General features: G+C 71.4%; 19 protein-coding genes. 7 read left to right on the top strand and 12 right to left on the bottom strand.

Annotated elements, in window-relative coordinates:
• Window positions 1-8 precede the first annotated feature (8 nt).
• The 6 genes from N5D62_RS11945 to N5D62_RS11920 all read left to right on the top strand — a co-directional run bounded on the left by N5D62_RS11945 (window position 9) and on the right by N5D62_RS11920 (window position 6,533).
• The gene (locus N5D62_RS11945) at window positions 9-2,009 is read left to right on the top strand and encodes a serine hydrolase (RefSeq protein WP_279758028.1); all 2,001 of its coding nucleotides are present in this window, start codon (window positions 9-11) and stop codon (window positions 2,007-2,009) included.
• A gap of 76 nt (window positions 2,010-2,085) precedes the next feature.
• Window positions 2,086-4,125 carry a serine hydrolase gene (locus N5D62_RS11940; RefSeq protein ID WP_279758027.1) on the top strand — a complete coding sequence of 680 codons (2,040 nt, stop codon included), beginning with the start codon at window positions 2,086-2,088 and terminating at the stop codon, window positions 4,123-4,125.
• 11 nt (window positions 4,126-4,136) lie between these two features.
• The gene (locus tag N5D62_RS11935; RefSeq protein ID WP_279758026.1) at window positions 4,137-5,600 is read left to right on the top strand and encodes a M81 family metallopeptidase; all 1,464 of its coding nucleotides are present in this window, start codon (window positions 4,137-4,139) and stop codon (window positions 5,598-5,600) included.
• A complete protein-coding gene (locus tag N5D62_RS11930) occupies window positions 5,597-5,740 on the top strand; it encodes a hypothetical protein (protein WP_279758025.1) in 144 nt (47 codons plus the stop codon). Before N5D62_RS11935 ends, N5D62_RS11930 begins: the two co-directional genes overlap by 4 nt.
• A 79-nt stretch (window positions 5,741-5,819) precedes the next feature.
• Complete coding sequence (locus N5D62_RS11925; RefSeq protein ID WP_279758024.1) at window positions 5,820-6,035, top strand: 4-oxalocrotonate tautomerase family protein; 216 nt, start codon at window positions 5,820-5,822, stop codon at window positions 6,033-6,035.
• Between the two features lie 186 nt (window positions 6,036-6,221).
• Window positions 6,222-6,533, top strand: coding sequence for a hypothetical protein (locus tag N5D62_RS11920; RefSeq protein WP_279758023.1), 312 nt, complete (start codon window positions 6,222-6,224; stop codon window positions 6,531-6,533).
• Between the two features lie 46 nt (window positions 6,534-6,579).
• On the opposite strand, the gene N5D62_RS11915 is transcribed toward N5D62_RS11920, so the two are convergent.
• From N5D62_RS11915 to N5D62_RS11885, 7 genes are all read right to left on the bottom strand, one after another.
• Entirely contained in the window at window positions 6,580-7,761 is a 1,182-nt protein-coding gene (locus tag N5D62_RS11915; protein ID WP_279758022.1) for a Fic family protein, read from the bottom strand.
• A gap of 91 nt (window positions 7,762-7,852) precedes the next feature.
• Window positions 7,853-9,118 (bottom strand): TIGR03862 family flavoprotein, encoded by a 1,266-nt coding sequence (locus N5D62_RS11910; protein WP_279758021.1) that lies wholly within the window; start codon window positions 9,116-9,118, stop codon window positions 7,853-7,855.
• A 182-nt stretch (window positions 9,119-9,300) separates the two neighbouring features.
• Window positions 9,301-11,025, bottom strand: a complete 1,725-nt coding sequence (locus N5D62_RS11905; RefSeq protein WP_279758020.1) for a transporter substrate-binding domain-containing protein — start codon at window positions 11,023-11,025, stop codon at window positions 9,301-9,303.
• Window positions 11,026-11,146: 121 nt separating this feature from the next.
• Complete coding sequence (locus tag N5D62_RS11900; protein ID WP_279758019.1) at window positions 11,147-12,040, bottom strand: SDR family oxidoreductase; 894 nt, start codon at window positions 12,038-12,040, stop codon at window positions 11,147-11,149.
• A gap of 41 nt (window positions 12,041-12,081) precedes the next feature.
• Window positions 12,082-13,035 (bottom strand): glutathione S-transferase family protein, encoded by a 954-nt coding sequence (locus N5D62_RS11895; protein WP_279758018.1) that lies wholly within the window; start codon window positions 13,033-13,035, stop codon window positions 12,082-12,084.
• Window positions 13,032-13,505, bottom strand: coding sequence for a GNAT family N-acetyltransferase (locus N5D62_RS11890; RefSeq protein WP_279758017.1), 474 nt, complete (start codon window positions 13,503-13,505; stop codon window positions 13,032-13,034). Before N5D62_RS11890 ends, N5D62_RS11895 begins: the two co-directional genes overlap by 4 nt.
• Window positions 13,505-14,524, bottom strand: coding sequence for an NADP-dependent oxidoreductase (locus N5D62_RS11885; RefSeq protein WP_279758016.1), 1,020 nt, complete (start codon window positions 14,522-14,524; stop codon window positions 13,505-13,507). The genes N5D62_RS11890 and N5D62_RS11885 overlap by 1 nt, the downstream gene beginning before the upstream one ends.
• Window positions 14,525-14,788: 264 nt before the next feature.
• Here N5D62_RS11885 and N5D62_RS11880 point away from each other — a divergent pair, with 264 nt between their 5' ends.
• A complete protein-coding gene (locus N5D62_RS11880; protein ID WP_279758015.1) occupies window positions 14,789-15,850 on the top strand; it encodes a hypothetical protein in 1,062 nt (353 codons plus the stop codon).
• Window positions 15,851-15,874: 24 nt separating this feature from the next.
• On the opposite strand, the gene N5D62_RS11875 is transcribed toward N5D62_RS11880, so the two are convergent.
• Genes N5D62_RS11875 through N5D62_RS11855 form a run of 5 tightly spaced genes read right to left on the bottom strand, consistent with a single transcriptional unit; the run spans window position 15,875 to window position 22,299 of the window.
• Complete coding sequence (locus tag N5D62_RS11875) at window positions 15,875-16,327, bottom strand: PaaI family thioesterase (RefSeq protein WP_279758014.1); 453 nt, start codon at window positions 16,325-16,327, stop codon at window positions 15,875-15,877.
• 22 nt (window positions 16,328-16,349) lie between these two features.
• A complete protein-coding gene (locus N5D62_RS11870; RefSeq protein WP_279758013.1) occupies window positions 16,350-17,141 on the bottom strand; it encodes an SDR family oxidoreductase in 792 nt (263 codons plus the stop codon).
• Between the two features lie 23 nt (window positions 17,142-17,164).
• Window positions 17,165-18,982, bottom strand: coding sequence for an acyl-CoA dehydrogenase (locus tag N5D62_RS11865; protein WP_279758012.1), 1,818 nt, complete (start codon window positions 18,980-18,982; stop codon window positions 17,165-17,167).
• Between the two features lie 16 nt (window positions 18,983-18,998).
• Window positions 18,999-20,174, bottom strand: a complete 1,176-nt coding sequence (locus N5D62_RS11860; RefSeq protein WP_279758011.1) for an acetyl-CoA C-acyltransferase — start codon at window positions 20,172-20,174, stop codon at window positions 18,999-19,001.
• 28 nt (window positions 20,175-20,202) lie between these two features.
• Entirely contained in the window at window positions 20,203-22,299 is a 2,097-nt protein-coding gene (locus N5D62_RS11855) for a 3-hydroxyacyl-CoA dehydrogenase NAD-binding domain-containing protein (protein WP_279758010.1), read from the bottom strand.
• Between the last annotated feature and the right edge of the window lie 10 nt (window positions 22,300-22,309).

Here is a 22,309-nt window from a genome sequence, read left to right as displayed (position 1 = left end):
GCCGCCCCATGAAGCCCTTGCTCCTGCGCTTCGGCGCCGCGCTGCTCGCCGCCTGCGGCGCGGCCGCCCTGCCCGCGTCGGCCCAGACGCCGTCCACGAGCCGGCCCGCGCCGGCGATCGCGCCCGCGCTGGCCGCGTCCTCGCCGCCCACCGCCACGGCCGGCAGCGCCCCCGCGGCGCCGTCCACCGCGGCGACGGGCGCGCGGCCGATCACGCTGGCCGACACGCAAGCCTGGCTCGACGGCCTGATGCCCGCGGCGCTGAAGCTGGCCCAGGTGCCGGGCGCCGTCGTCGTCATCGTCAAGGACGGCCAGCCGCTGATCCAGCAGGGCTACGGCTACGCGGACTGGGACAAGCAAGTCCCCGTCGACGCGCGGCGCACGCTGTTCCGGCCGGGCTCGGTGTCCAAGCTGTTCACCTGGACCGCGGTGATGCAGCTGGTCGAGCAGGGCAAGCTGGACCTGGACGCCGACCTGAACCGCTACCTGGACTTCCAGATCCCGGTGCGCGACGGCAAGCCGATGACGCTGCGCCACGTGATGACGCACACCACCGGCTTCGAGGAAACCGCGCGCGACCTGATCACCTTCAAGCCGGAGACGCCCGACCTGGCGCAGGTGCTCAAGCGCTACGTGCCGCCCACGCTGTACGCGCCGGGCGAGCGGCCGGGTTACTCGAACTACGCCACCGCGCTGGCCGGCTACATCGTGCAGCGCGTCAGCGGCCTGTCCTTCGACGACTACGTCGAGCAGCGGATCTTCACGCCGCTGGGCATGCGCCAGTCGAGCTTCCGGCAGCCGCTGCCGCCGGCGCTGGCGCCGCTGATGTCGCAGGGCTACGAGAAGCAGGGCGAGCCGGCCAAGGGCTTCGAGGTCATCAGCATGCCGCCCGCGGGCAGCCTGTCGGCGACCGGCGAGGACATGGGCCGCTTCATGCTCGCCTTCCTGCAGCAGGGCCGGCTGGGCGACGCGCAGCTGCTCAAGCCGGAGACGGTCAAGCAGATGCATGGCCAGCTCACCAAGCCGATGCCGGACCTGCTGGGCATCGGGCTGGGCTTCTACCAGCACGACATCAACGGGCATCGCGTCGTCGGCCATGGCGGCGACACGGTGCTGTTCCATTCGGACCTGCTGCTGTTCGTCGACGATGGCATCGGGCTGTTCGTGTCGGTGAACTCCGGCGGCAACAACGGCCAGGGCAAGTGGCTGCGCGACCGCGTGCTGGAGGGCTTCGCCGACCGCTACCTGCCCGACCGCCGCGCGCCGACGCCGCGCCAGGTCGACGACGCCACGGCCAAGCAGCACGCGCAACAGATGGCCGGCGCCTACCGCAACACGCGCCGCGAGGACTCGACCTTCTTCTCGCTGCTGCAGCTGCTGAGCCCGCTGAAGGTCGAGGCGCTGGACGACGGCCGCGTGGCCATCGAGCTCGCCGGCTCGCGCAGCGTGTTCCGCGAGGTCCGGCCCTACCTCTGGGAGGAAGAGCACGGCAAGCGCCGCCTGCAGGCGATCGTCGAGAACGGCCGCGTCGCCCGCTGGGGCCTGGAGCCCTATGTGTTCGCCTTCATCTTCGAGCCGGTGCCGGCGATGTCGGGCACCGGCGCGCTGGTGCTGTTCGGGCTGGCGCTGGTGACGGCGCTGCTCACGACGCTGCTGTGGCCGGTGGCCTCGGTGTTGCGCCGCAAACATGGCGTCGCGGCGCCCGCGCGGCCCGTCACGCTGGTGCGCGTCGCCAACGTCGGCGTGGTGCTGGCGGTCGCGCTGTGGGCGATGGCGATCTCGCGGCTGGAGAGCGACATGGCGCTCGGCGCGCTGCTGCCGCTGACGCAGCTGGTGACGATCGTCGCCTTCGTCGGCGGGCTGATCGTGTCGCTGTGGCACGCGCGCCGCGCCTGGGCCGGCGGCGGCAAGGCCACGCGCGCGCTGGCGGTGACCTGGGTCCTCGCCTTCGTCGTGCTGGTCGCGATCGGCGCCGCCCACCACCTGATGAGCTTCAACCAGAACTTCTGAGCCCGAGCGTCCCCGGGGACGCTGGACTGGGCGCGCCCGCGCGGCGCGCCTGCTTCGTTTTTGAAGGAATGCCTCGATGCGATCGACTCGATCCTCCCTGCTGGCCGGCCTGGCCGGCCTCCTGACCGTCACCGCGGCCGCCGGCACGGCGCTGGCGCTGATGGCCTCGCCGTCGTCCGCGCAGACGGCGGGACAAGCGACCGCCGAGCCCGCCGCGGTGCCGCCGGCCAAGCCGCTCGCGCCGAAGACGCCCGAGCCGCCGCCCGCGTCGGCGGTGCCCTTGACGGCGCAGGACCTCGCGGCCTGGCTCGACGGCCGCGTGCCCTACTCGCTCGAGGCCGGCGACATCGCCGGCGCCGTCGTGTCCGTCGTCAAGGACGGCAAGGTGCTGGTCCAGAAGGGCTACGGCTACGCCGACGTGAAGGCCAAGGTGCCGATGGATCCGGAGAAGTCGATGATCCGGCCGGGCTCGACCTCCAAGCTGTTCACGTGGACCGCGGTGATGCAGCTGGTGCAGCAGGGCAAGCTCAACCTGGATCGCGACGTCAACGACTACCTGGACTTCAAGATCCCGCAGACCTTCGGCCAGCCGGTCACGCTGCGGCACCTGATGAACCACACCGCCGGCTTCGAGGAGGGGTTGAAGGACCTGCTCGCCTACGACCCGAAGCTGGCGCCGTCCAACGAGGACTACCTCAAGCAGCATCCCCGGCCGATGCTGTTCGCGCCGGGGACCGTGCCGGGTTACTCGAACTACGGCGTCGCGCTGGCCGGCTACATCGTGCAGCGCGTCTCGGGCGAACCCTTCGAGACCTATGTCGACCGCCACGTCTTCCAGCCGCTGGGCATGCGGCACTCGACGATGGCGCAGCCGCTGCCCAAGCCGTTCGAGCCCTTCATCGCCAAGGGCTACCGCCAGGCCAGCGATGCCGAACCCTCGCCGTTCGAGCTGGTCGTCACGGCGCCGGCCGGCAGCGGCAGCGCGACCGCGGCGGACATGGCGCGCTTCATGCTCGCGCACCTGCAGCAGGGCAAGCTGGACGGCGTCGAGATCCTCAACCCGGCCACCGCCGCGCTGATGGCCACGCCGTCGGCGAAGGCGCCGCCGGGCTTCGCCGTGATGGCGCACGGCTTCTTCCGGGAGTTCCGCAACGGCCGCGTGCTGCTGGGCCATGGCGGCGACACCATCGTCTTCCACTCCGACCTGGCGCTGCTGCCGGCGGAGGGCGTGGGCATCTTCGTGTCCTTCAACAGCCGCGGGAAGGACTCGGCCGTGTACCTGGCGCGCAAGGCGCTGATCGACGGCTTCTTCGACCGCTACTTCCCCGCGCCGCCGGTCGTCGACGCGCCGGCGCTGGCCACCGCGGCGCAGGACGCGGCCCGGATCGCCGGGCGCTACCAAAGCTCGCGGCGCGTCGAGCACGGCTTCCTCAGCGCGCTCTACCTGATGAGCCAGACGGTGATCACCGCGCAACCGGACGGCACGATCCTCGCGCCGTCGGGCGCGCTGGGCGAGATGGCCACCTTCCGCGAGGTCGCGCCACAGCGCTGGCGCAAGCTGAACGGCACGGCGGAGCTGGCTTTCGCCGAGGTCGGCGGCGTCCGGACGGTGGTGGACAGCGAGAACCCGGTCTCCGTGCTGCAGGAGGCGCCGGTGCTGCGCTCCGCGCCGGTGACGCTGACGGTGCTGGGCCTGTCGGTGCTGGTGCTGCTGGGCACGCTGGTCGCGTGGCCGTTCGGCGCGCTGCTGCGCAAGGCCGATCGCGCCACCAGCGGCACGACGCCGGAGGTCCGCCGGCTGCGGCGCTGGCAGCGGATCGCCGTGGTCGTCGACGTCGTGTACCTGGGGGCGTGGTTCGTCCTCATCCAGCCGGTGCTGAGCACCGAGATCGCGCTCTACAACGGCGGCAACGACGCGCTGTTCGGCGCGATGCAGCTCAGCGGCGTGCTCGCGGTGGCGGCGGCGATCGTCGGCCTCTGGGCGGCCTGGAGGATGTTCCGCGTCGACGCCTCGCGCCTGTCGCGGGCCTGGAGCGTGGCGGTCGCGCTGGCGCTGGCCGGCGTGGTCTGGATCGGCGTGTTCGGGCAGCTGATGGCCCTCAACCTCAACTACTGAGCACGGCGGCCATGAAGTTCTTCATCGCCCACCTCGCCACCGAGACCAACACCTTCGCGCCGGCGCCGACGGGGCTGGGCGGCTTCGAGGCCTACGGCATCTTCCACGGCGACGCGAGCCGTCGCGATCCCGAGGGGACCGGCGCGTTCACGCGTTTCCTGCGCGCGCTGATCGAGGCTGACGGGCACGCGGTCGTGGAAAGCGTGTCGGCGATCGCGCAACCGTCGGGGCGCACCGTGCGGCATGTCTACGAGGCGCTGCGCGACAGGATCCTGGCCGACCTGCGCGCGGCGATGCCGGTCGACGCGGTGCAGCTGCTGCTGCACGGCGCGATGGCGGCCGAAGGCTACGACGACTGCGAAGGCGACCTCGCGGCCCGCATCCGCGAAGTGGTCGGGCCGGGCGTGGCGATCGGGCTGGAGCTCGACCTGCACTGCCACCTGACGGCGCTGATGCAGCGTTCGGCGGACGCGATCGTGGCGTTCAAGGAGTACCCGCACGTCGACGCCGAGCCGCGGGCCGAGGAGCTCTACCGCGTCCTCGTGGACACGGCGGCGGGACGCGTGCGGCCGGTCAGCGCGACCTTCGACTGCAAGATGGTCGGGCTGTGGCACACGACGCGCGAGCCGATGCGGTCCTTCGTCGCGCGCATGCAGGCGGTGGAGCGGCAGCCCGGGGTGCTGTCGGTGTCGCTGGGGCACGGCTTCCCGTGGGGCGACGTGCCCGAGGCGGGCGCGAAGCTCTGGGTCGTCACCGACGACGACCCGGCGCTGGCGCGCGCGCTCGCGGACCAGCTGGGGCGCGAGTTCTGGGCGCTGCGCGACGCGATCGGGACGGAGCTGCTGGACATCGACACCGCGCTCGACCGCGCGCTGGCGCTGGGCAAGGGCCCGGTGGTGCTGGCCGACATCGCCGACAACCCCGGCGGCGGCGCGCCCGGCGACAGCACCTTCCTGCTGCGCCGCCTGGTGCAGCGCGGGATCGGCAACGTCGTCGTCGGCGCGTTGTGGGACCTGGGGGCGGTGCATGTCTGCAAGGAGGCCGGCGTCGGCGCGACGCTGGACCTGCGCGTCGGCGGCAAGTGCGGGCCGGCGTCGGGCGATCCGCTGGACCTGCGGGTCACCGTGCGCGCGATCGTCGAGGAGCACTCGCAGTCGGCGCTCGGCGCGCGCGAACGGCTCGGGCCTTGCGTGTGGGTGGAGGCGGCCAACGGCTGCCACATGGTGCTGTCGTCGGTGCGCACGCAGACCTACGGGACGGATGCGTTCACCGGGCTGGGCCTGACGCTGGAGGACAAGGCGCTGATCGTCGTGAAGTCGACGCAGCACTTCCATGCCGAGTTCGCGCCGCTGGCGCGGGCGGTGCTGTACGTCAGCTCGCCCGGGACGATGGATTGCGACTTCACCCGCACGCCGTACGTGGCGCGCTCGCTGGACTACTGGCCGCGGGTGGCGGACCCGCATGGATTCGGGTGAAGCGGGCCGCGGCGGCTGAGGCCGCGGTCGAGCCCGTGGGCGCGGATGCGGATGCGGATGCGGATGCGGATGCGGATGCGGATGCGGATGCGGATGCGGATGCGGATGCGTGGGGATTGTTGGGGTTCGTGAACAAGTGATGTCGGCGCGCGCGGCTTTTTCGAACGGTCGCGTTTCCGAAGAATCACGTCGTCATCACCACCCTTTCATGGAGTCCCCATGCCATTCGCCAACTTCAAGTTCCCCGAGGGCGTCGTCGACGCCGCCCGCAAGGAGGAAATCATCCACCGCGTCACGGCCATGTTCGTCGAGTACTTCGGCGAAGGCGCCCGCCCCTACTCGATGGTCCTGATCGAGGACGTCGCCGATGGCGGCTGGGGTCGCGCCGACGAGACCCTGACGCTCGCCAAGATGGGGATCACGCCCAAACAGTAGCCGTGCCGGGTCGGCGACGGCCCGCGCGACGCGCCGCCCCACGGCGGTGCGTCGCCTTTCCCGGCCGTGAGCGACATTCGCCCGCAAGGTGTGCGCAGCCAAACGCTTGCGGCGGGTTTCCACGGTCACGGCGATGGCGACGGGCCCACAGACTGGCGATCCCTGACCGCGCCGACCCCTTTTTCCGTGAACGCCAGCCCCCGCCATCACCCCGTGCCGATCGGCTTCTACGCCGCCGACGCGGCGGGCATTCCGCTGCGGGCGATCTTCGACATCGCCGGCGGGCCCGATGGCGACGCGCAATCCGAGCGCGCGCTGCGCATCGCCCATGCCTGCCTGAGCAGCTGGCTGCGGCACGCGCATTTCGGCGACCTGGAGATCGCGCCCACCGAGGAGGAGTTCGCCCGCGTCGAGGCGCGCCGGCGGCAGGTCTTCCACGAGGTGGCGTCGATGCTGGCCAAGGTCGAGGAAGTGCAGCGGCGAGCGCCGCGGAACTGAGCTTCCCCGCGACGCGGTCACGTCACGCGCGGCCTCACGCGCAACCTCACGCGACGCCGTGCGTCCAGCCCGGCACGTCGATGTAGTACCGCGCCGCCTTGCCCACGCCCTGCACCCGCAGCTGTCCGGCGGCGGTCATCTCCGTCAGGTCCCGCGTCGCGGTCGCCTTCGAGACGCCGGTCATCTTGATGTACTTCTCGGCGTTCAGGCCGCCGAGGAAACCGCCGTCGCCGTCGTCCAGCAGCCGCTGCAGCACCTTGCGCTGGCGCTCCGCCAGCGCCGTGGCCGCGTGCGTGTCCCAGAAGCGGCGCTTCTCGATCGCCGAATCGATGATCCGCACGGTGGCGTCGCAGGCGCCGGTGTACTGGCGCGCGAACCAGCGCACCAACGGAGTCACGTCCAGCGTGCCGAGCTGCGCCTCGTTCAGCGCGTCGTAGTAGGCCCGGCGCGAGGTCAGCAGCTGGCGCGACAGGCTGATCAGGCGCATCGGCGGGCGCAGGTGCTGGGCGATCGCCAGGTCGACGATCGCGCGGCCCACGCGGCCGTTGCCGTCCTCGAACGGGTGGATGCTCTCGAACCAGAAATGCGCGATGGCGGCGCGCGCCAGGCCGTCCAGCCGCGGTCCCTCCAGCGACGGCGCCACGCCCTTGCGGGGCGTCGTCGCGGCGAACCAGTCGAGGAAACGCGCCATCTGGGCCGGCACGTCGCGCGAGGGCGGCGCCACGTAATGCACGACCTCGCGGCCGGGCCGGCCGCTGACGATCTGCATCGGGTCGTCGTGGTCGCGATACCGGCCCACGGCGATGCGCTGCATGCCTGACACGCCGTTGGGAAACAGCGCGCCCTGCCAGAGGCACAGGCGCTCCTCGTCCAGCGGGCGGTCCACGCGCGTGGTGGCGTCGGCGATCACGGCCACCAGCCCGTCGACGCTGCGATCGACCGGGCCGTCCTCGTCCAGGCCGAGGCGCCGTTTCACCGAGGATCGCACCGCGTCCAGCGACAGGCGCTCACCCTCGATCGCGGCGGTGGCGACGACCTCCTCGGAGAACAGGTCCAGCACGACGGGGCTGGTCTCCCCCAGCCCGATGGCGACGGCCTTGCCCTCGATGCCGCCATGCATCAGGTAGGCCTCGGTCAGGTAGGGGGCGACGTCCTGCGCGTCGTAATGGAAATCCGGCCAGTCCGGACGCTGCCAGATCCAGGTCGGCGAAGACGAAATGCGGTTCATGAGCCGCATTTTGCCTTTTACGGCTCAAATGTTGAGCCGAATTTTCGATGGAAGGCCGATCGCGCGGTCAGGCGGTCAGGCGGTCAGGCGGTCAGGCGGTCAGGCGGGCGGCCGCAGCATCCCCGGCGACGAGTCCGCTGGCCATCGCCGCGGTGAGCAGGTAGCCCCCGGTGGGCGCTTCCCAGTCGAGCATCTCGCCGGCGACGAAGACGCCGGGCCGCGAGGTCAGCATCAGGCGCGCGTCGACCGACCCGAAGGTGACGCCGCCGGCCGTGCTGATCGCCTCGGCGACGGGCCGCGTCGCGCGCAGGCGCAGCGGCAGCGCCTTCAGGGTGCGCGCCAGGGTGGCGGCATCGGCGTACTCGTCCTTGGTCAGCGCCTCGTGCAGCAACCCGGCCTTGAGGCCTTCGATGTTCAGGCGGCTCTTCAGGTGCGAGGACATCGACCGCGAGCCACGTGGATGGGCGACCTGTTCCGTCACCCACGCCGCGTCACGGCCCGGCAGCAGGTCCAGGTGGACCAGCGCCTCGCCGTCGCGTTCGATGCGCTCGCGCAGCAGCGCCGAGGCCGCGTAGACGAGCGAGCCCTCGATGCCGCCCGCAGTGACGACGAACTCCCCCTGGCGCGAGAAGCGCCGGCCGTCGACGCCCTCGGCGCTGAGCGCCACCGGCTTGACCGGCTGGCCCGCGAATTTCTCGGCGAAGAACGGCGACCATCCCGGCGCCTCGCCTGCGCGGCGCGGGCCGAGGTCGAAGCCGCAATTGGCCGCGCGCAGCGGCGACACGGTGGCGCCCGCGCCGGCGAGCGCCGCCGCCCAGCCGCCGTCCGATCCCAGCTGCGGCCAGGACGCGCCGCCGAGCGCGAGCACGACCGCGTCGGCGCGGACCGTGACCTCGCCCTCCGGTGACGTGAACCGCAGCGCGCCGTCCTCGTCCCAGCCGGACCACCGATGCCGCATGTGGAATCGCACGCCCTGCCCTCGCAGCCGCGACAGCCACGCCCGCAGCAGCGGCGCCGCCTTCAGGTCCTTCGGGAACACACGCCCCGAGGTCCCGACGAAGGTCTCGACGCCCAGCGCCTGCGCCCAGTCGCGCAGCGCCTGGCCGTCGAAGCGGTCGAGCCAGCGCCCCACCTCATCCTGGCGCTCGAAGTAGCGGGTGTCGAAGTCGGGCCGGGATTCCGAGTGCGTGAGGTTCAGCCCGCCCTTGCCCGCGAGCAGGAACTTGCGGCCGACGGACGCCATCGCGTCGTAGAGGTCGACGGCGACGCCGGCCAGGGCGAGCCGTTCGGCGGCCATCAGGCCGGCGGGGCCGCCGCCGATGACGACGGCGTGGCGAGGGGATTGGGGCAGGGACATGGGAGCGAGGGTACTGCGCAGGGCGCGCAGTGTGCCAGAGCGGAGGATCGGACCCGGTCACGGCGCGGCATCGGACCGCGGGACCCGGGCGTGGAACGGGAGCGCGCGGCCCGACCGTGCCATCGGCGGCAGTCGGCCACCATCGGCCGCGGTCGGCCGCGGTCGGCCGCAGTCCGCCGCGATCAGGCGGCGTCGGGCACAGCCGGCAACTCGAGCGTGAAGGTCGAGCCCTGGCCGCTTTCGCTCTTGACCAGGATGCGCCCGCCCATGCGCTCCATCAGCTGCTTGCAGATGACCAGCCCGATGCCATGCCCGGGCTGCTCCACGCGCCCGAGGCGGTTGAACGGCTGGAACAGCTGCGAGCGCTGCTCCGGGCTCAACCCGATGCCGTTGTCGAGCACCTCGATGCGGAAGCCGCGCGGTTCGGCCGACGCCCGCACCGTCACCCAGCCGCCGCGGCGGTTGTACTTGATCGCGTTGGAGATGAGGTTGTGCAGCACCTGCTCGAGCCGGATCGGATCGGCCTGTACCCGCGGCAGGGTGCTGTCCTCCTCGGGCGTCATGCCCAGGCGCAGGTCCACGCCCGCGGCCTCGGCCGCCGGCTGCGCCAGCTCGACCACGCGCCGCAGCAGCGGCCCCGCCTGCAGCGGCAGCGACTGCACGCTCAGCGTGTTCGCCTCGACGCGGGAGAGCGTCATCATGTCCTCGATCAGCACCAGCAGGTGCTTGGCCGCCTCGTCGATGTGGCGCAGCCGCGCGTGCTGGGTCTCGTCCAGCGGCCGCTGCGGATCGTGCGCCAGCAGCTGGCTGAAGCCCAGCACCGCGTTCAGCGGCGTGCGCAGCTCATGGCTGGCCTGGGACAGGAACTCGCTCTTGGTGCGGCTGGTCACCTCGGCCAGCTCGCGCGCCCGGTCCGCGTCCTGCAGCCGCATCCGCTCACCGAGCTCGCGCTGCAACAGCTCGCCGCGCAGCCGCACCTGGCGCTGCAGCGCGCGGTTCCACAGCAGCGCCACGCCCAGCCCGGCCAGCACCAGCGCCAGCGCGACGCCGGCGCCCCACAGCGCGCGCCGCTGCCAGCGCATCGCCGCGGTGTCCTGCGTGATCCAGCGGTCCGCGATCGCCTGGCGCTCGCCGTCGCCGATGCGCGTGAGCGCCTTGTCCAGGATGCGGCCCAGCATCGGCCAGTCGCGCCGGTAGCCGATGCCCAGGTTGTAGGCGAAGCCGATGTCGTCCACGACGCGCAGGTTGCCGATGCCGTCGCGCCGCATCAGGTAGGTCGCGCCGGCCAGGTCCATCACCGCCGCGCCGATGTCGCCGCCGGCCAGCCGGCGCAGCACGGTCCGGTCGTCGACCTCGACCCGCACCGGATTGGTGGCGTAGCGGTCGCGCAGGAACTCGGCGACCGCGTAGCCGCGCGCCACCGCCACCGTCTCGCCGGGCTGCAGCGGTCCGTCGCCCGCGCCGGCGCGGCGCAGCAGCACCGCCGGCACGGTGATGTAGGGCCGGGTGAAGCCGAACATCTGCGCGCGCTCCGGCGTCTCGCGCAGCGACATCTGCACGTCGAGCTCGCCGTTGGCCAGGTCGTTGAGGTTCTCCGCGAAGGTCTGCGGCTTGCGGAACTCGAAGCGCAGCCCGGTCAGCTCGGACAGCCGGCGCGCGTAGTCGAGCGACAGGCCGGCGATGCGGCCTTCCTCGTCGACATAGGTGAAGGGGCCGTAGCTGGCCGATCCGCCGACGCGCAGCACCGGATGCTGCGCGACCCAGGCGCGCTCCTCGGGCGTGAGCCAGTCGCGGGGATCGGCGTGCCCCTGCCCGGCCAGCGCGAGCCACGCCGCCAACGCGGCCGCCAGCACCGGCAGCAGCCGCGCGAGCAGTCGCAGGCAACGAGGGAGGGCGAGCGGGACCACCGGCGGATTGTGAGCCCGCCTACCCCGCAAGAGGGGACGCCATCTCCCGCATCCGGGGGTGGTCCCCTGTCAGATCTGTCAGGTGGCGGCCACATGTCATGGCCTTGCCATGCAACGCGCCTCAGCCGCGCAGGGATTCCTTGAGCTTCGCGCCGATCTCGGGCTTGTCCTGGAACGGGTCGGTCGGGTTGCGCAGCTGCATCACGTCCTCCAGCCGCGTCTGCACGCCCTTGAGCGCCTGCGGGTGGCTGAAGATGTAGAAGCGCTCCTCGTCCATCGCGTCGAAGACCATGCGCGCGACGTCGGCCGCGGTCAGCTTGCCCGAGCTCACCGCCTTGTCCGTCATCGCCTGCGAGATCAGCTGGCTGCGCGTGGGCTTGCCGGCCGCCTGCTCGCCGGGGCGGTTGCGGTGGCTCTGCGTGATGCCGGTCGGCACGAAGTACGGGCACAGCACCGAGGCGCGCACCTGGTCGGTGACCAGCGCCAGGTCTTGATGCAGCGTCTCGCTGAGCGACACGACCGCGTGCTTGGACACGTTGTAGACGCCCATGTTGGGCGGATTCAGCATGCCCGCCATCGAGGCCGTGTTGACGATGTGCCCCTGCCACGCGGGGTCCTGGCGGGCCGCCTCCAGCATCATCGGCGTGAACAGCCGCACGCCGTGCACCACGCCCATCAGGTTGACGCCCAGGACCCAGTCCCAGTCCGACAGCGTGTTCTCCCAGATCAGCCCGCCCGAGCCGACGCCGGCGTTGTTGAACACGAAGTTCGGCGCGCCGAAGCGCTCCCGCACCGCCGCGGCCAGCGCCTCCATCTGGTCGGCCTTGGCGACGTCCACGCGCCGCGCCAGCACCGGGTGCCCGGCGAACTCGGCGGCGGCCTGGTCCAGCGCGTCCTGCTGGACGTCGCACAGCACCAGGTTCATGCCGCGCGCCGCGGCGATGCGCGCCACCTCCAGGCCGAAGCCCGAGCCCGCGCCGGTGATCACCGCCGTCTTGCCTTGATAGTCCTTCATGCGCCTGTCTCCTTGTTCTGCTCGTGGGGCCGTCCGTCGGATCAGCCGGCCTTTTTCAGCGTGTAGCGGATGCGGGGGAAGTGCACGTGCACCCGGCCCGCGCGGTCGTCGTCGCGGGCCAGCGTGACGGTGCGGCAGCTCAGGCCGACCAGCTCGCCGGCGACCGCGTCGCGGGCGTAGTCGTAGGGCGTGACGGTGACCGCGTCGCCGGCCTCGAAGCCCAGGCCCGCCTCGACCGTGGTGGCCCGGGGCGTCGACGCCTGGGCCAGCGCGATCGCGCCGGCGCCGTCGAGCTTGCCCCGCTTGTCGCCATGGCCGATCGCGCCGACACGGCCCATCCACGCCCGCAGCGCCTCGTGCGGCTGCAGGATCTCCGCCAACGGGCCGGTGCGGGTCAGGAACCACAGCGGGTGGTAGACGCTCAGGTCGGCGATGCAGGCCGCGTCGCCCAGCAGCCAGGGCCGCCCGTCGGCCAGCATCGACGACAGCCACTCGAGGTACTGCGTCAGCGCCGCGCCGGCATCGCTGCCGCGCACCTGCGGCATGCCCTCGCTCATCGCCTTGCGGTCGGCGACGAAGACCTTGAGCATCTCCGGCGGCGCGCCGGCGAACAGCGCGGTCGCGCCGGCCGGCTGCATCGCGTACGGCAGCACGGTCCAGAACAGCTCGGTGTCGGCCCACTGCGCCAGCGCGCGCGCCTGCCCCGCGATCGCCGCGGGGAACAGGCTGGTCGACGGGCGGCGCGCCTCCAGCAGCTCCGCGATCAGCGCGGTGTCGCAGAAGATGTCGGCGCCGACCTGCAGGAAGGGCGTGCGCCGGTAGCCGCCGGTCAGCGCGACCACGTCCGGCTTGGGCAGCACCATCGGCACCGTCACCGAGTGCCAGGCCAGGCCCTTGAGGCCCAGCATCAGCCGCGCCTTCTCGGCGAAGGGCGAGCTGCCGTAATGGTGCAGGACCAGGTCGTCGCCCGTCACCGCGTCGATCGCGTCGCTCATGGCGTCGCCTCCTTGCGCATGTCGATGTGGGGGATGCCGTCCTCGTCATAGACGTCGGAGACCGGCACGAAACCGAAGCTGCCGTAGAACGCGCGCAGGTGGGCCTGCGCGCCGAGCTCGATCGGCGTCGCGGGCCAGAGCTTCTGGCACTCGCGCACCGCCTGGCTCACCAGCGCCCGGCCCAGCCCGCCGCCGCGCGCGGTCGGCGCGGTGATCACGCGCCCGATGCGCGCGCTCCCGTCCCCGATCGACGGCGGCAGCAGCCGCGCGTAGGCGAAGAGCATCTCGGCGCCGTCCACGCCCTGCCCCAGGCCCTGCAGGTGCCAGGCGTCCTCGTCGAGCCCGTCGGGGTCGAGGTAGATGCAGCGCTGCTCGATGACGAAGACCTCGGAGCGCAACCGCAACGCGCGGTACAGGCCCCGCAGGCCCAGGTCGTCGAAGCGCTGACAGGTCCAGCGCGGCCCGGACATCAGAGGAGCTTCACCAACTGCTTGCCGAAGTTGCGGCCCTTGAGCAGGCCCAGGAAGGCCTCGGGCGCGGCGGCCAGGCCCTGCGCGACGGTCTCGCGGTACTTCAGCTTGCCGGTGGCCACCAGCGTGCCGAGTTCCTTCAGCGCCTCGGGCCAGACCTCCATGTGCTCGGAGACGATGAAGCCCTCGATCTTCATCCGGTTCACCAGGATCAGCTGCGGCGCGCTCAGCGGGATGGGCTCGCCGTTGTAGCCGGCGATCATGCCGCACATCGCCACGCGGCTGAACGCGTTGGCGCGGGACATCACGGCGTCCAGGATCATGCCGCCGACGTTCTCGAAGTAGCCGTCGATGCCGTTGGGGCAATCGGCCTTGAGCGCCGCGGACAGCGACTTCGCGTCCTTGTGCTGCTTGTAGTCGATGCAGGCGTCGAAGCCGAGTTCCTCGACGACGTAGCGGCACTTGTCAGCGCCGCCGGCGATGCCGACCGCGCGCGCGCCGCGCGCCTTGGCCAGCTGGCCCACCGCGCCGCCGACCGCGCCGCTGGCGGCGCTGACCACGACGGTCTCGCCCGGCTTCGGATCGATGATCTTCACCAGCCCGTACCAGCCGGTCACGCCCGGCATGCCGACCGCGCCCAGGTAGGCCGACAGCGGCACGTGGGTGGTGTCGACCTTCTGCAGCACGCCGCGCTGGCTGGCGTCCACGAGCTGGTACTCCTGCCAGCCGCCCATGCCGACGACCTTGTCGCCGACGCCGAAGTGCGGGTTCCTGGACGCGACGACCTCGCCGACGGTGCCGCCGATCATGACCTCGTTCAGCGGCTGCGGCGTGGCGTAGCTCTTGCCCTCGTTCATGCGGCCCCGCATGTAGGGATCGAGGCTCAGGTAATGGTTGCGCACCAGGACCTGGCCGTCGGCCAGCTCGGGCAGCGGCTGTTCGACCAGCTTGAAGTTGTCAGCGGACGGCTCGCCGGTCGGGCGGGACGCCAGCAGGATCTGACGGTTCACTTGGCTCATCGGGGACTCCTCGGTCTTGATTCAGCCATGTCAGGGCATGGCTTCGATGGGGGATCGGCGGGTGGGTCACCCACCTCGATCCGTGACGGAATGCCGGCGATTGAACCACGCCCACCCCCTACGCCGCGTCCCTCGCGCGACAGAAAAGAACGAGCGTGCTTTTCTGCGGCGGGGTGCGGATGACGCCGATGAAGGTCAGCAACCCGCGGGGGCGGATGGCGACTGACCACCTTCTTTCGACCCTGGCAGCCTGCCATCACCGCCATGCAGATCTTCCGCCGCTCGAATCTCCCCTGGGCCGACCACAAGTCGCACCCGGAGCGGGCTCCCAACGACGCCGAGGTGCGCGACTGGATGAAGCGCGACACCCTGCCCAAGCCGCTGACCGAACCGCTGGCGCGGCTGATCGAGAAGGCGCTGGCGCGCAAGCCCGAGACACTGGACCTGTCGTCGGTGCACTACCGGGCCCTGGAAAGCCTGAAGGTGTCGCTGCTGGTGCGGCTGCGCGGCCCGACGCGCGTCCTGGTGCTCGACGAAAGGACCTGCCCGCCGCAGCTGGCCGCTCGATTGATGCTGGAAACCGGCGCCCGGCGGATCGAACCGCAGTCGCTGATGGACACCGTGGAAGAGAAGTGGCGACCGCACCAGCGTCGGCCGTTGCCCCCGATACCGACGGACCCGTCCGCAGCCGGCGTGGGCGCCAAGGCCGCGCCACCGCGCCATGGACCGATCGGCGCCGTGCCGCAGCCGCGCGAGGAGAACGTCTACGAAGCGCTCCCGGGCCTCCAGGCGGACCCGATCTACGACGTGCCCCCGCGGCGCGAGGTGGCGTCGATCTACGACGTGCCTCCGCGGCGCGAGGCGGCCCCGACCTACGACGTGCTCCCCCGCCGCCCGTCGGAATCGATCTACGACGTCCCGCCCCGGCGCGACGAACTCTTCGCCCGGCGACCTCGCACCGGCCTGGCGCGGCAGATCGACATGCCGCCGTCGCCGTCCGCGCCGCGGGTCTCCCAGCAGGACCTCGAGGCCGCCGATACCGTGATGCGCACGCTCCATGCCTGGCAGCGGGCGCACGCCGGCAACGAGGGCCAGCATCCCCGCTGCGCGATGTCGTCCCAGAACGCCGACGCGCTCGCCCGGGCGTTGCTGGATACGCCGACGCGGCTGCTCAAGCCCCACGAGCGGACTTCCTTGCACCGGGCCTCCGCGGTCCTGGCCGCGCGCCAGCCCGGACGCCTGCTTCAACTCGATCCGGAGACGGTCCGCCACTTCGGCGTCGCGATGCAGGCCGTGCAGGGCCTGGCGACCGACCGGGCGCGATGACGATCGAGGGCCGCGGCCCGGCCGTCAGCCCTCGCTGCGCTGCAGCGCCTTGAGGCTGCGGCCCTTGCCGGGCAGCGCCTTGAGGTACTTGAAGGTCCCGGTCGCGTGCGCGCAGAGCTTGCCGTCCTCGCCGTAGACCGAGCCGTCGCAGAAGGCCATCGTGGTGGAGCGGTGCAGCAGCCGCCCCACCGCCCGCAACGCGCCCTCGCCCGGGCGCATGAAGCTGGTCTTCATCTCCACCGTCACCACGCCCGGCCCGAAGCCGGGCTGGTCGCGGTGCACGCTGCGCGCGGCATGCGCCATCGCCACGTCCAGCAGCGTCATCAGCACGCCGCCGTGCGCCACTTCCCACGAGTTCAGATGCAGCTCGCGGATGTCCACCCGCAGTTCCGCCTCGCCGTCGTCGATGCGCGTCAGCTCGAAGCCCAGCTGCTGGACGAAGGGAATGTGGACGGGGAACTTCAGCGGCTCGGACATGGGATCGGCGGGGTGGAAGGCATCAGCTGCCGTGGACGGCGGACACGCCGCCGTCGACCGCGAGGACCTGCCCGGTGATGTGTTTCCCGGCGCGGCTCGCGAACAGCAGGGCGGCGCCCTTGAGGTCCTCATCATCGCCGATGCGCTTGAGCGGGGCGTGCTCGGCGAGCTTGTCCTCGCCGATCGCCGCCATCAGGCCCTTGGTCATCTTGCTGGGGAAGAACCCCGGCGCCAGCGCGTTGACGGTGATGCCGTAGGCGCCCCACTCGCCGGCCAGCGCGCGGGTGAAGTTCACTGCGGCGCCCTTGCTGGTGTTGTAGGCGATGGTCTTCATCATCCCGCTGTTGCCGCCCAGGCCGGCGATCGAGGCCACGTTGATGATGCGGCCCGACTTGCGCGGGATCATGCTGCGCCGCGCGACCTCCTGGCTCATCACGAACAGGCTGCGGATGTTGAGGTCCATGACCTTGTCCCAGGCCTCGACCGGATGGTCCTCGGCGGGCGCGCCCCAGGTCGCGCCGGCGTTGTTCACGAGGATGTCGATCTTGCCGAGCCTGGCCAGCGTCTGCTCGACGATGCCGCGCGCCTGCGCCTCGTCGGACGCGTCCGCGGCGACGAACTGCGCCTCGATGCCGCGCGCCTTCAGGTGGGCCACGGCCTCCTCCAGGTCGGCCGCCTTGCGCGAGCTCAGCATCAGCGTCGCGCCGGCCTCGCCCAGCGCCTCGGCGATCTGCAGGCCCAGCCCGCGCGATCCGCCGGTCACCAGCGCCACCTGGCCGGTCAGGTCGAAAAGGTCTTGCACCTTGCTGCTCATCGTCGTCTCCTTGGGTCGTTCGTTCAGAACCACGCGTCCTGCATCTCGCGGGTGAGGGCCTCGCGCCGCGCCACCACGCCCAGCCAGGCATGGATCTTGGGCAGCTCGTAGGCGAAGAAGTAGCGCTGCGCCGAGCGCTTGCCGTGGGCGAAGTCGTCCTCCCGCCCGTCCAGCGCCAGCACCACGTCCAGCCAGACCCACGCCAGCACCAGGTGGCCGAAGGCCTGCAGGTAGGGCGTCGCGTTGGCCAGCGCCGCCTCGGGCTCGCCGGTGGACCAGGCCTTCTTGGTCGCGCCGCCGACCGCGGCCAGCGCCGCGCCCAGTTCATTGGCCGCCTCGGCAAGACCTGGCACCTGGCCGGCGCGCTGCGCGGTGTCGCTGACGCGCGCGGCCAGCGCCATCAGCGCCTGGCCGCCGTCCATGACGACCTTGCGCCCCAGCAGGTCCAGCGCCTGGATGCCGTGCGTGCCCTCGTGGATCATGTTCAGGCGGTTGTCGCGCCAGTACTGCTCCACCGGGAAATCGCGCGTGTAGCCGTAGCCGCCCAGCACCTGGATCGCCAGCGAGTTCGCCTCCAGGCACCACTCGCTGGGCCAGCTCTTGGCGATCGGGATCAGCACCTCGAGCAGCCGCTTCGCCGCGGCCGCCTCGTCGTCCGAGCCGGTGTGCTGCTCGTCGACCAGCCGCGCGCAGAACAGCTCCAGCGCGAGCCCGCCTTCGACGTAGCTCTTCTGCGCCAGCAGCATGCGCTTGACGTCGGCATGCTCGACGATCGGGCGCTGCGGCTGCGCCGCGTCCTTGCCCGCCGCCGTCACCGGCCGGCCCTGCGGGCGCTGGCGCGCGTACTCGAGGCTGGCCTCGTAGCCGGCGTAGCCCAGCATCACCGCGCCGAGGCCCACGCCGATGCGGGCCTCGTTCATCATGTGGAACATGCAGCGCAGGCCCTCGCCCGGCTTGCCGACCAGGTAGCCGATCGCGCCCTTCGCGCCGCGCGGCGCGTGGCGGCCCTCGCCGAAGTTGAGCAGGCAGTTGGTCGTGCCGCGGTAGCCCAGCTTGTGGTTCAGGCCGGCCAGCGCGACGTCGTTGCGCTCGCCGGTCAGTTGGCCCTGGGTGTCGACCAGGTGCTTGGGCACGATGAACAGCGAGATGCCCTTGGTCCCCGGCAGCGGCTTGCCGTCGGGCCCGGGGATCTTGGCCAGCACCAGGTGGACGATGTTCTCGGTGATCTCGTGCTCGCCGCCGGAGATCCACATCTTGTTGCCGGCGAGGCGGAAGCGCGGGCCGAGCGGATCGGCCTCGAAGTCCGCGCCGTCGGGCTCGGCGCGCGTGGCGACGTCCGACAGCGACGAGCCCGCCTGCGGCTCGGACAGGCACATCGTGCCGAACCAGCGCCCGCTGAACCCGTTCATCGCGAACACCTCGCGCTGCGCCGGCGTGCCGTGCGCCATCAGCAGGTTGGCGTTGCCGTTGGTCAGCATCGCGTAGCCGCCCAGGGCCACGCTGGCCTTGCTGAAGAAGCAGTTGGCGGCCATCTCGACGACGCAGGGCAGCTGCATGCCGCCGTGCTCGTAGTCCTGCGCGGCGGCCAGCATGCCGGAGCCGACGTAGGCGGCGAGCGCCTCGTGCGTCGCGCGGGGCAGGTGCACCCGTTCGCCGTCGAAGCGCGGCTCCTCGGTGTCGGCCAGGCGGTTGAACGGCGCGAACTTCTCGCGGGCGATCTTCTCGCAGGTGTCGAGCACCGCGTCGAAGGTCTCCCGCGAGTGCTCCGAGAAGCGCTCGCGCCGGCCGAGGTCCTGCACCTTCAGCCAGTCGTAGAGCAGGAATTCCAGCGTCTGGCGCATGCGGACCTCGCGTCGGTCAGAGGACTTCGAACACGCCCGCGGCGCCCATGCCGCCGCCGATGCACATCGTCACGCACACGCGCTTGGCGCCGCGGCGCTTGCCTTCGATCAGCGCGTGGCCGGTCAGGCGCTGGCCCGACACGCCGTACGGGTGGCCGATCGCGATCGCGCCGCCGTTGACGTTCAGCCGGTCCATCGGGATGCCCAGCGTGTCGGCGCAATACAGCACCTGCACCGCGAAGGCCTCGTTGAGTTCCCACAGGTCGATGTCGGAGACCTTCAGGCCCAGGCGCTTGAGCACCTTGGGCACGGCGAAGACCGGGCCGATGCCCATCTCGTCGGGCTCGCAGCCCGCGACCGCGAAGCCCAGGAAACGGCCCAGCGGCTTGAGGCCCTTCTTCTCTGCATAGGACTCGCTGACGATCGCGCAGGCGCCGGCGCCGTCGGAGAACTGGCTCGCGTTGCCCGCGGAGATCACGCCGCCGGGCAGCGCCGTGCGCAGGTCCTTGATGCTCTCGTAGGTGGTGCCCACGCGCAGGCCCTCGTCGACGGAGACGGTGACCTCCCGGGTCATCATCCCGCGCACCTTGTCGGCCACGCCGGCCATCACGGTGATGGGCACGATCTCGGCGTTGAACAGGCCCTCGGCCTGCGCCGCGCAGGCGCGCTGCTGCGACGCCGCGCCGTAGCGGTCCATGCGCTCGCGCGGGATCTTGTAGCGCTGCGCGACGTTCTCGGCCGTCTGCAGCATCGACCAGTAGATCTCGGGCTTGTGCGCCGACAGCCAGCTCTCGTGGATCATGTGGCGGTTGGCCTCGTTCTGCACGCAGGAGATGCTCTCCACGCCGCCGGCGACGAACACGTCGGCCTCGCCCGCGACGATGCGCTGCGCGGCCGTGGCGATGGTCTGCAGGCCGCTGGAGCAGAACCGGTTGACGGTCTGGCCCGAGACGCTGACCGGCAGCCCGGCGCGCAGCGCGACCTGGCGCGCGATGTTGCTGCCGGTGGCGCCCTCGGGCGTCGCGCAGCCCATCAGCACGTCCTCGACCTCGCCGCCCTCGATGCCGGCGCGCTCCAGCGCGGCACGCACCACGTGGCCGCCCAGCGTCGCGCCGTGGGTCATGTTGAACGAGCCCTTCCAGCTCTTCGCGAGCGGGGTGCGGGCCGTGGAAACGATCAATGCCTTGCTCATTCTTTTCTCCTGATGCGGGTCCGCGGGGTCAGTCGTTGAAGCCCTTGCCCTGGTCGGCCAGGCGCTGCAGCAGCGGCGCGGGCTGCCAGAACTTCGCGTCGTCCAGCGGGTTCTTGGCGAAGCGCTTCATCGACTGCGCGACGTTGTACAGGCCGACCGTGTCGGCGTAGCACATCGGGCCGCCGCGGAAGAGCGGGAAGCCGTAGCCGGTCAGGTAGACCATGTCGATGTCGGAGGCGCGCAGCGCGATGCCCTCCTCCAGGATGCGGGCGCCCTCGTTCACCAGCGCGAAGACCAGGCGGTGCACGATCTCCTCGTCGCTGATCTTGCGCGGCGTGATGCCCAGCGTGGCGCGGTGCATGTCGATCATCTCGTTGACGGTCTTCGAGGGGATCGCGTCGCGCTTGCCCGGCAGGTAGTCGTACCAGCCCGCGCCGGTCTTCTGGCCAAAGCGGCCCATCTCGCACAGCAGGTCGGCGGTCTTGGAGTAGCGCAGGTCCGGCTTCTCCAGGTAGCGGCGCTTGCGGATGTACCAGCCCACGTCGTTGCCGGCCAGGTCGCCCATGCGGAACGGGCCCATCGCGAAGCCGAAGCGCTCGACCGCCTTGTCCACCTGCTGCGGCGTGCAGCCCTCCTCCAGCAGGAAACCGGCCTGGCGGCTGTACTGCTCGATCATGCGGTTGCCGATGAAGCCGTCGCAGACGCCGGAGACGACGCAGGTCTTGCGGATCTTCTTGCCCAGCGCCATCACGGTGGCCAGCACGTCCTTGGCGGTGGCCGCGCCGCGCACCACCTCCAGCAGCTTCATCACGTTGGCCGGGCTGAAGAAGTGGGTGCCGATGACGTCCTGCGGCCGCCTGGTGAAGGCCGCGATCTTGTCCACGTCCAGCGTCGAGGTGTTGGAGGCCAGGATCGCGCCGGGCTTCATCACCTCGTCGAGCTGCTTGAACACCTGCTCCTTGACGCCGATGTCCTCGAAGACGGCCTCGATGACCAGGTCGGCGTTGCCGATGTCGGCGTAGTTCAGCGTGGTGTCGAGCAGCGCCATGCGCTGGGCGTAGCGGTCTTCCTTGAGCTTGCCCTTCTTGACCTGCGCCTCGTAGTTCTTGCGGATGGTGGCCACGCCGCGGTCCAGCGCGTCCTGCTTCATCTCCAGGATCACGACCGGGATGCCGGCGTTGAGGAAGTTCATCGCGATGCCGCCGCCCATCGTGCCGGCGCCGATGATGGCGACCTTCTCGACCTTGCGCAGCGGCGTGTCCTCGGGCACGTCGGGGATCTTGGAGGCGGCGCGCTCGGCGAAGAACGCGTGGCGCAGCGCCTTGGATTCCGGCGTCAGCATCAGGTGGGCGAAGGCCTCGCGCTCGGCGCGCATGCCGTCCTCGAACTTCATCGACACCGCGTTGGCCACGGTCTCCACGCACTGCAGCGGCGCGGGGAAGTTCTTGGCCATCGCGCCGACGGTGTTGCGCGCGAACTGGAAGTAGGCCTGCGCCTCCGGGTGCTGCGCCTTGATGTCGCGCACGCGCGGCAGCGGGCGCTTGTCGGCGATGTCCATCGCGAACTGCACCGCGCCGTCGATCAGGTCGCCGTCGATGACCTTCTGGAACAGCACCTGGCCGGGGACCTGCGCGAGCAGTTCGCTGGCCACCGGCTCGCCGCTGACGATCATGTTCAGCGCGGGCTCGACGCCCAGCGCGCGCGGCAGGCGCTGCGTGCCGCCGGCGCCGGGCAGCAGGCCCAGCTTCACCTCGGGCAGCGCGATCTTGGCGCCCGGCGCGGTGACGCGGTAGTGGCAGCCCAGCGCCAGCTCCAGGCCGCCGCCCATGGCCACGCTGTGGATCGCGGCGACGACCGGCTTGGTGCAGGACTCGACCCGGTTGATCAGCGAGCCCAGGTTGGGTTCGGCCAGCGCCTTGGGCGAGCCGAACTCGCGGATGTCGGCGCCACCGGAGAAGGCCTTGCCGGCGCCGGTGATGACGATGGCCTTGATGGCGGGATCGTTCTCGGCCTGCTCGACGCCCTCGGCGACGGCCAGCCGCGTGGCATGGCCCAGGCCGTTGACCGGCGGATTGTTGAGCGTGATCACCGCGACCTGGCCGCGGACTTCGTAGCTGGCACCCATGTGAGTTCCT

It is taken from the genome of Mitsuaria sp. GD03876, from assembly GCF_029840635.1.
In the GTDB taxonomy this organism is placed as follows: Bacteria; Pseudomonadota; Gammaproteobacteria; order Burkholderiales; family Burkholderiaceae_C; genus Roseateles.
The sequence above is the reverse complement of the archived record's forward strand: the minus strand, read 5'-3'. Positions and strand labels throughout refer to the sequence as shown.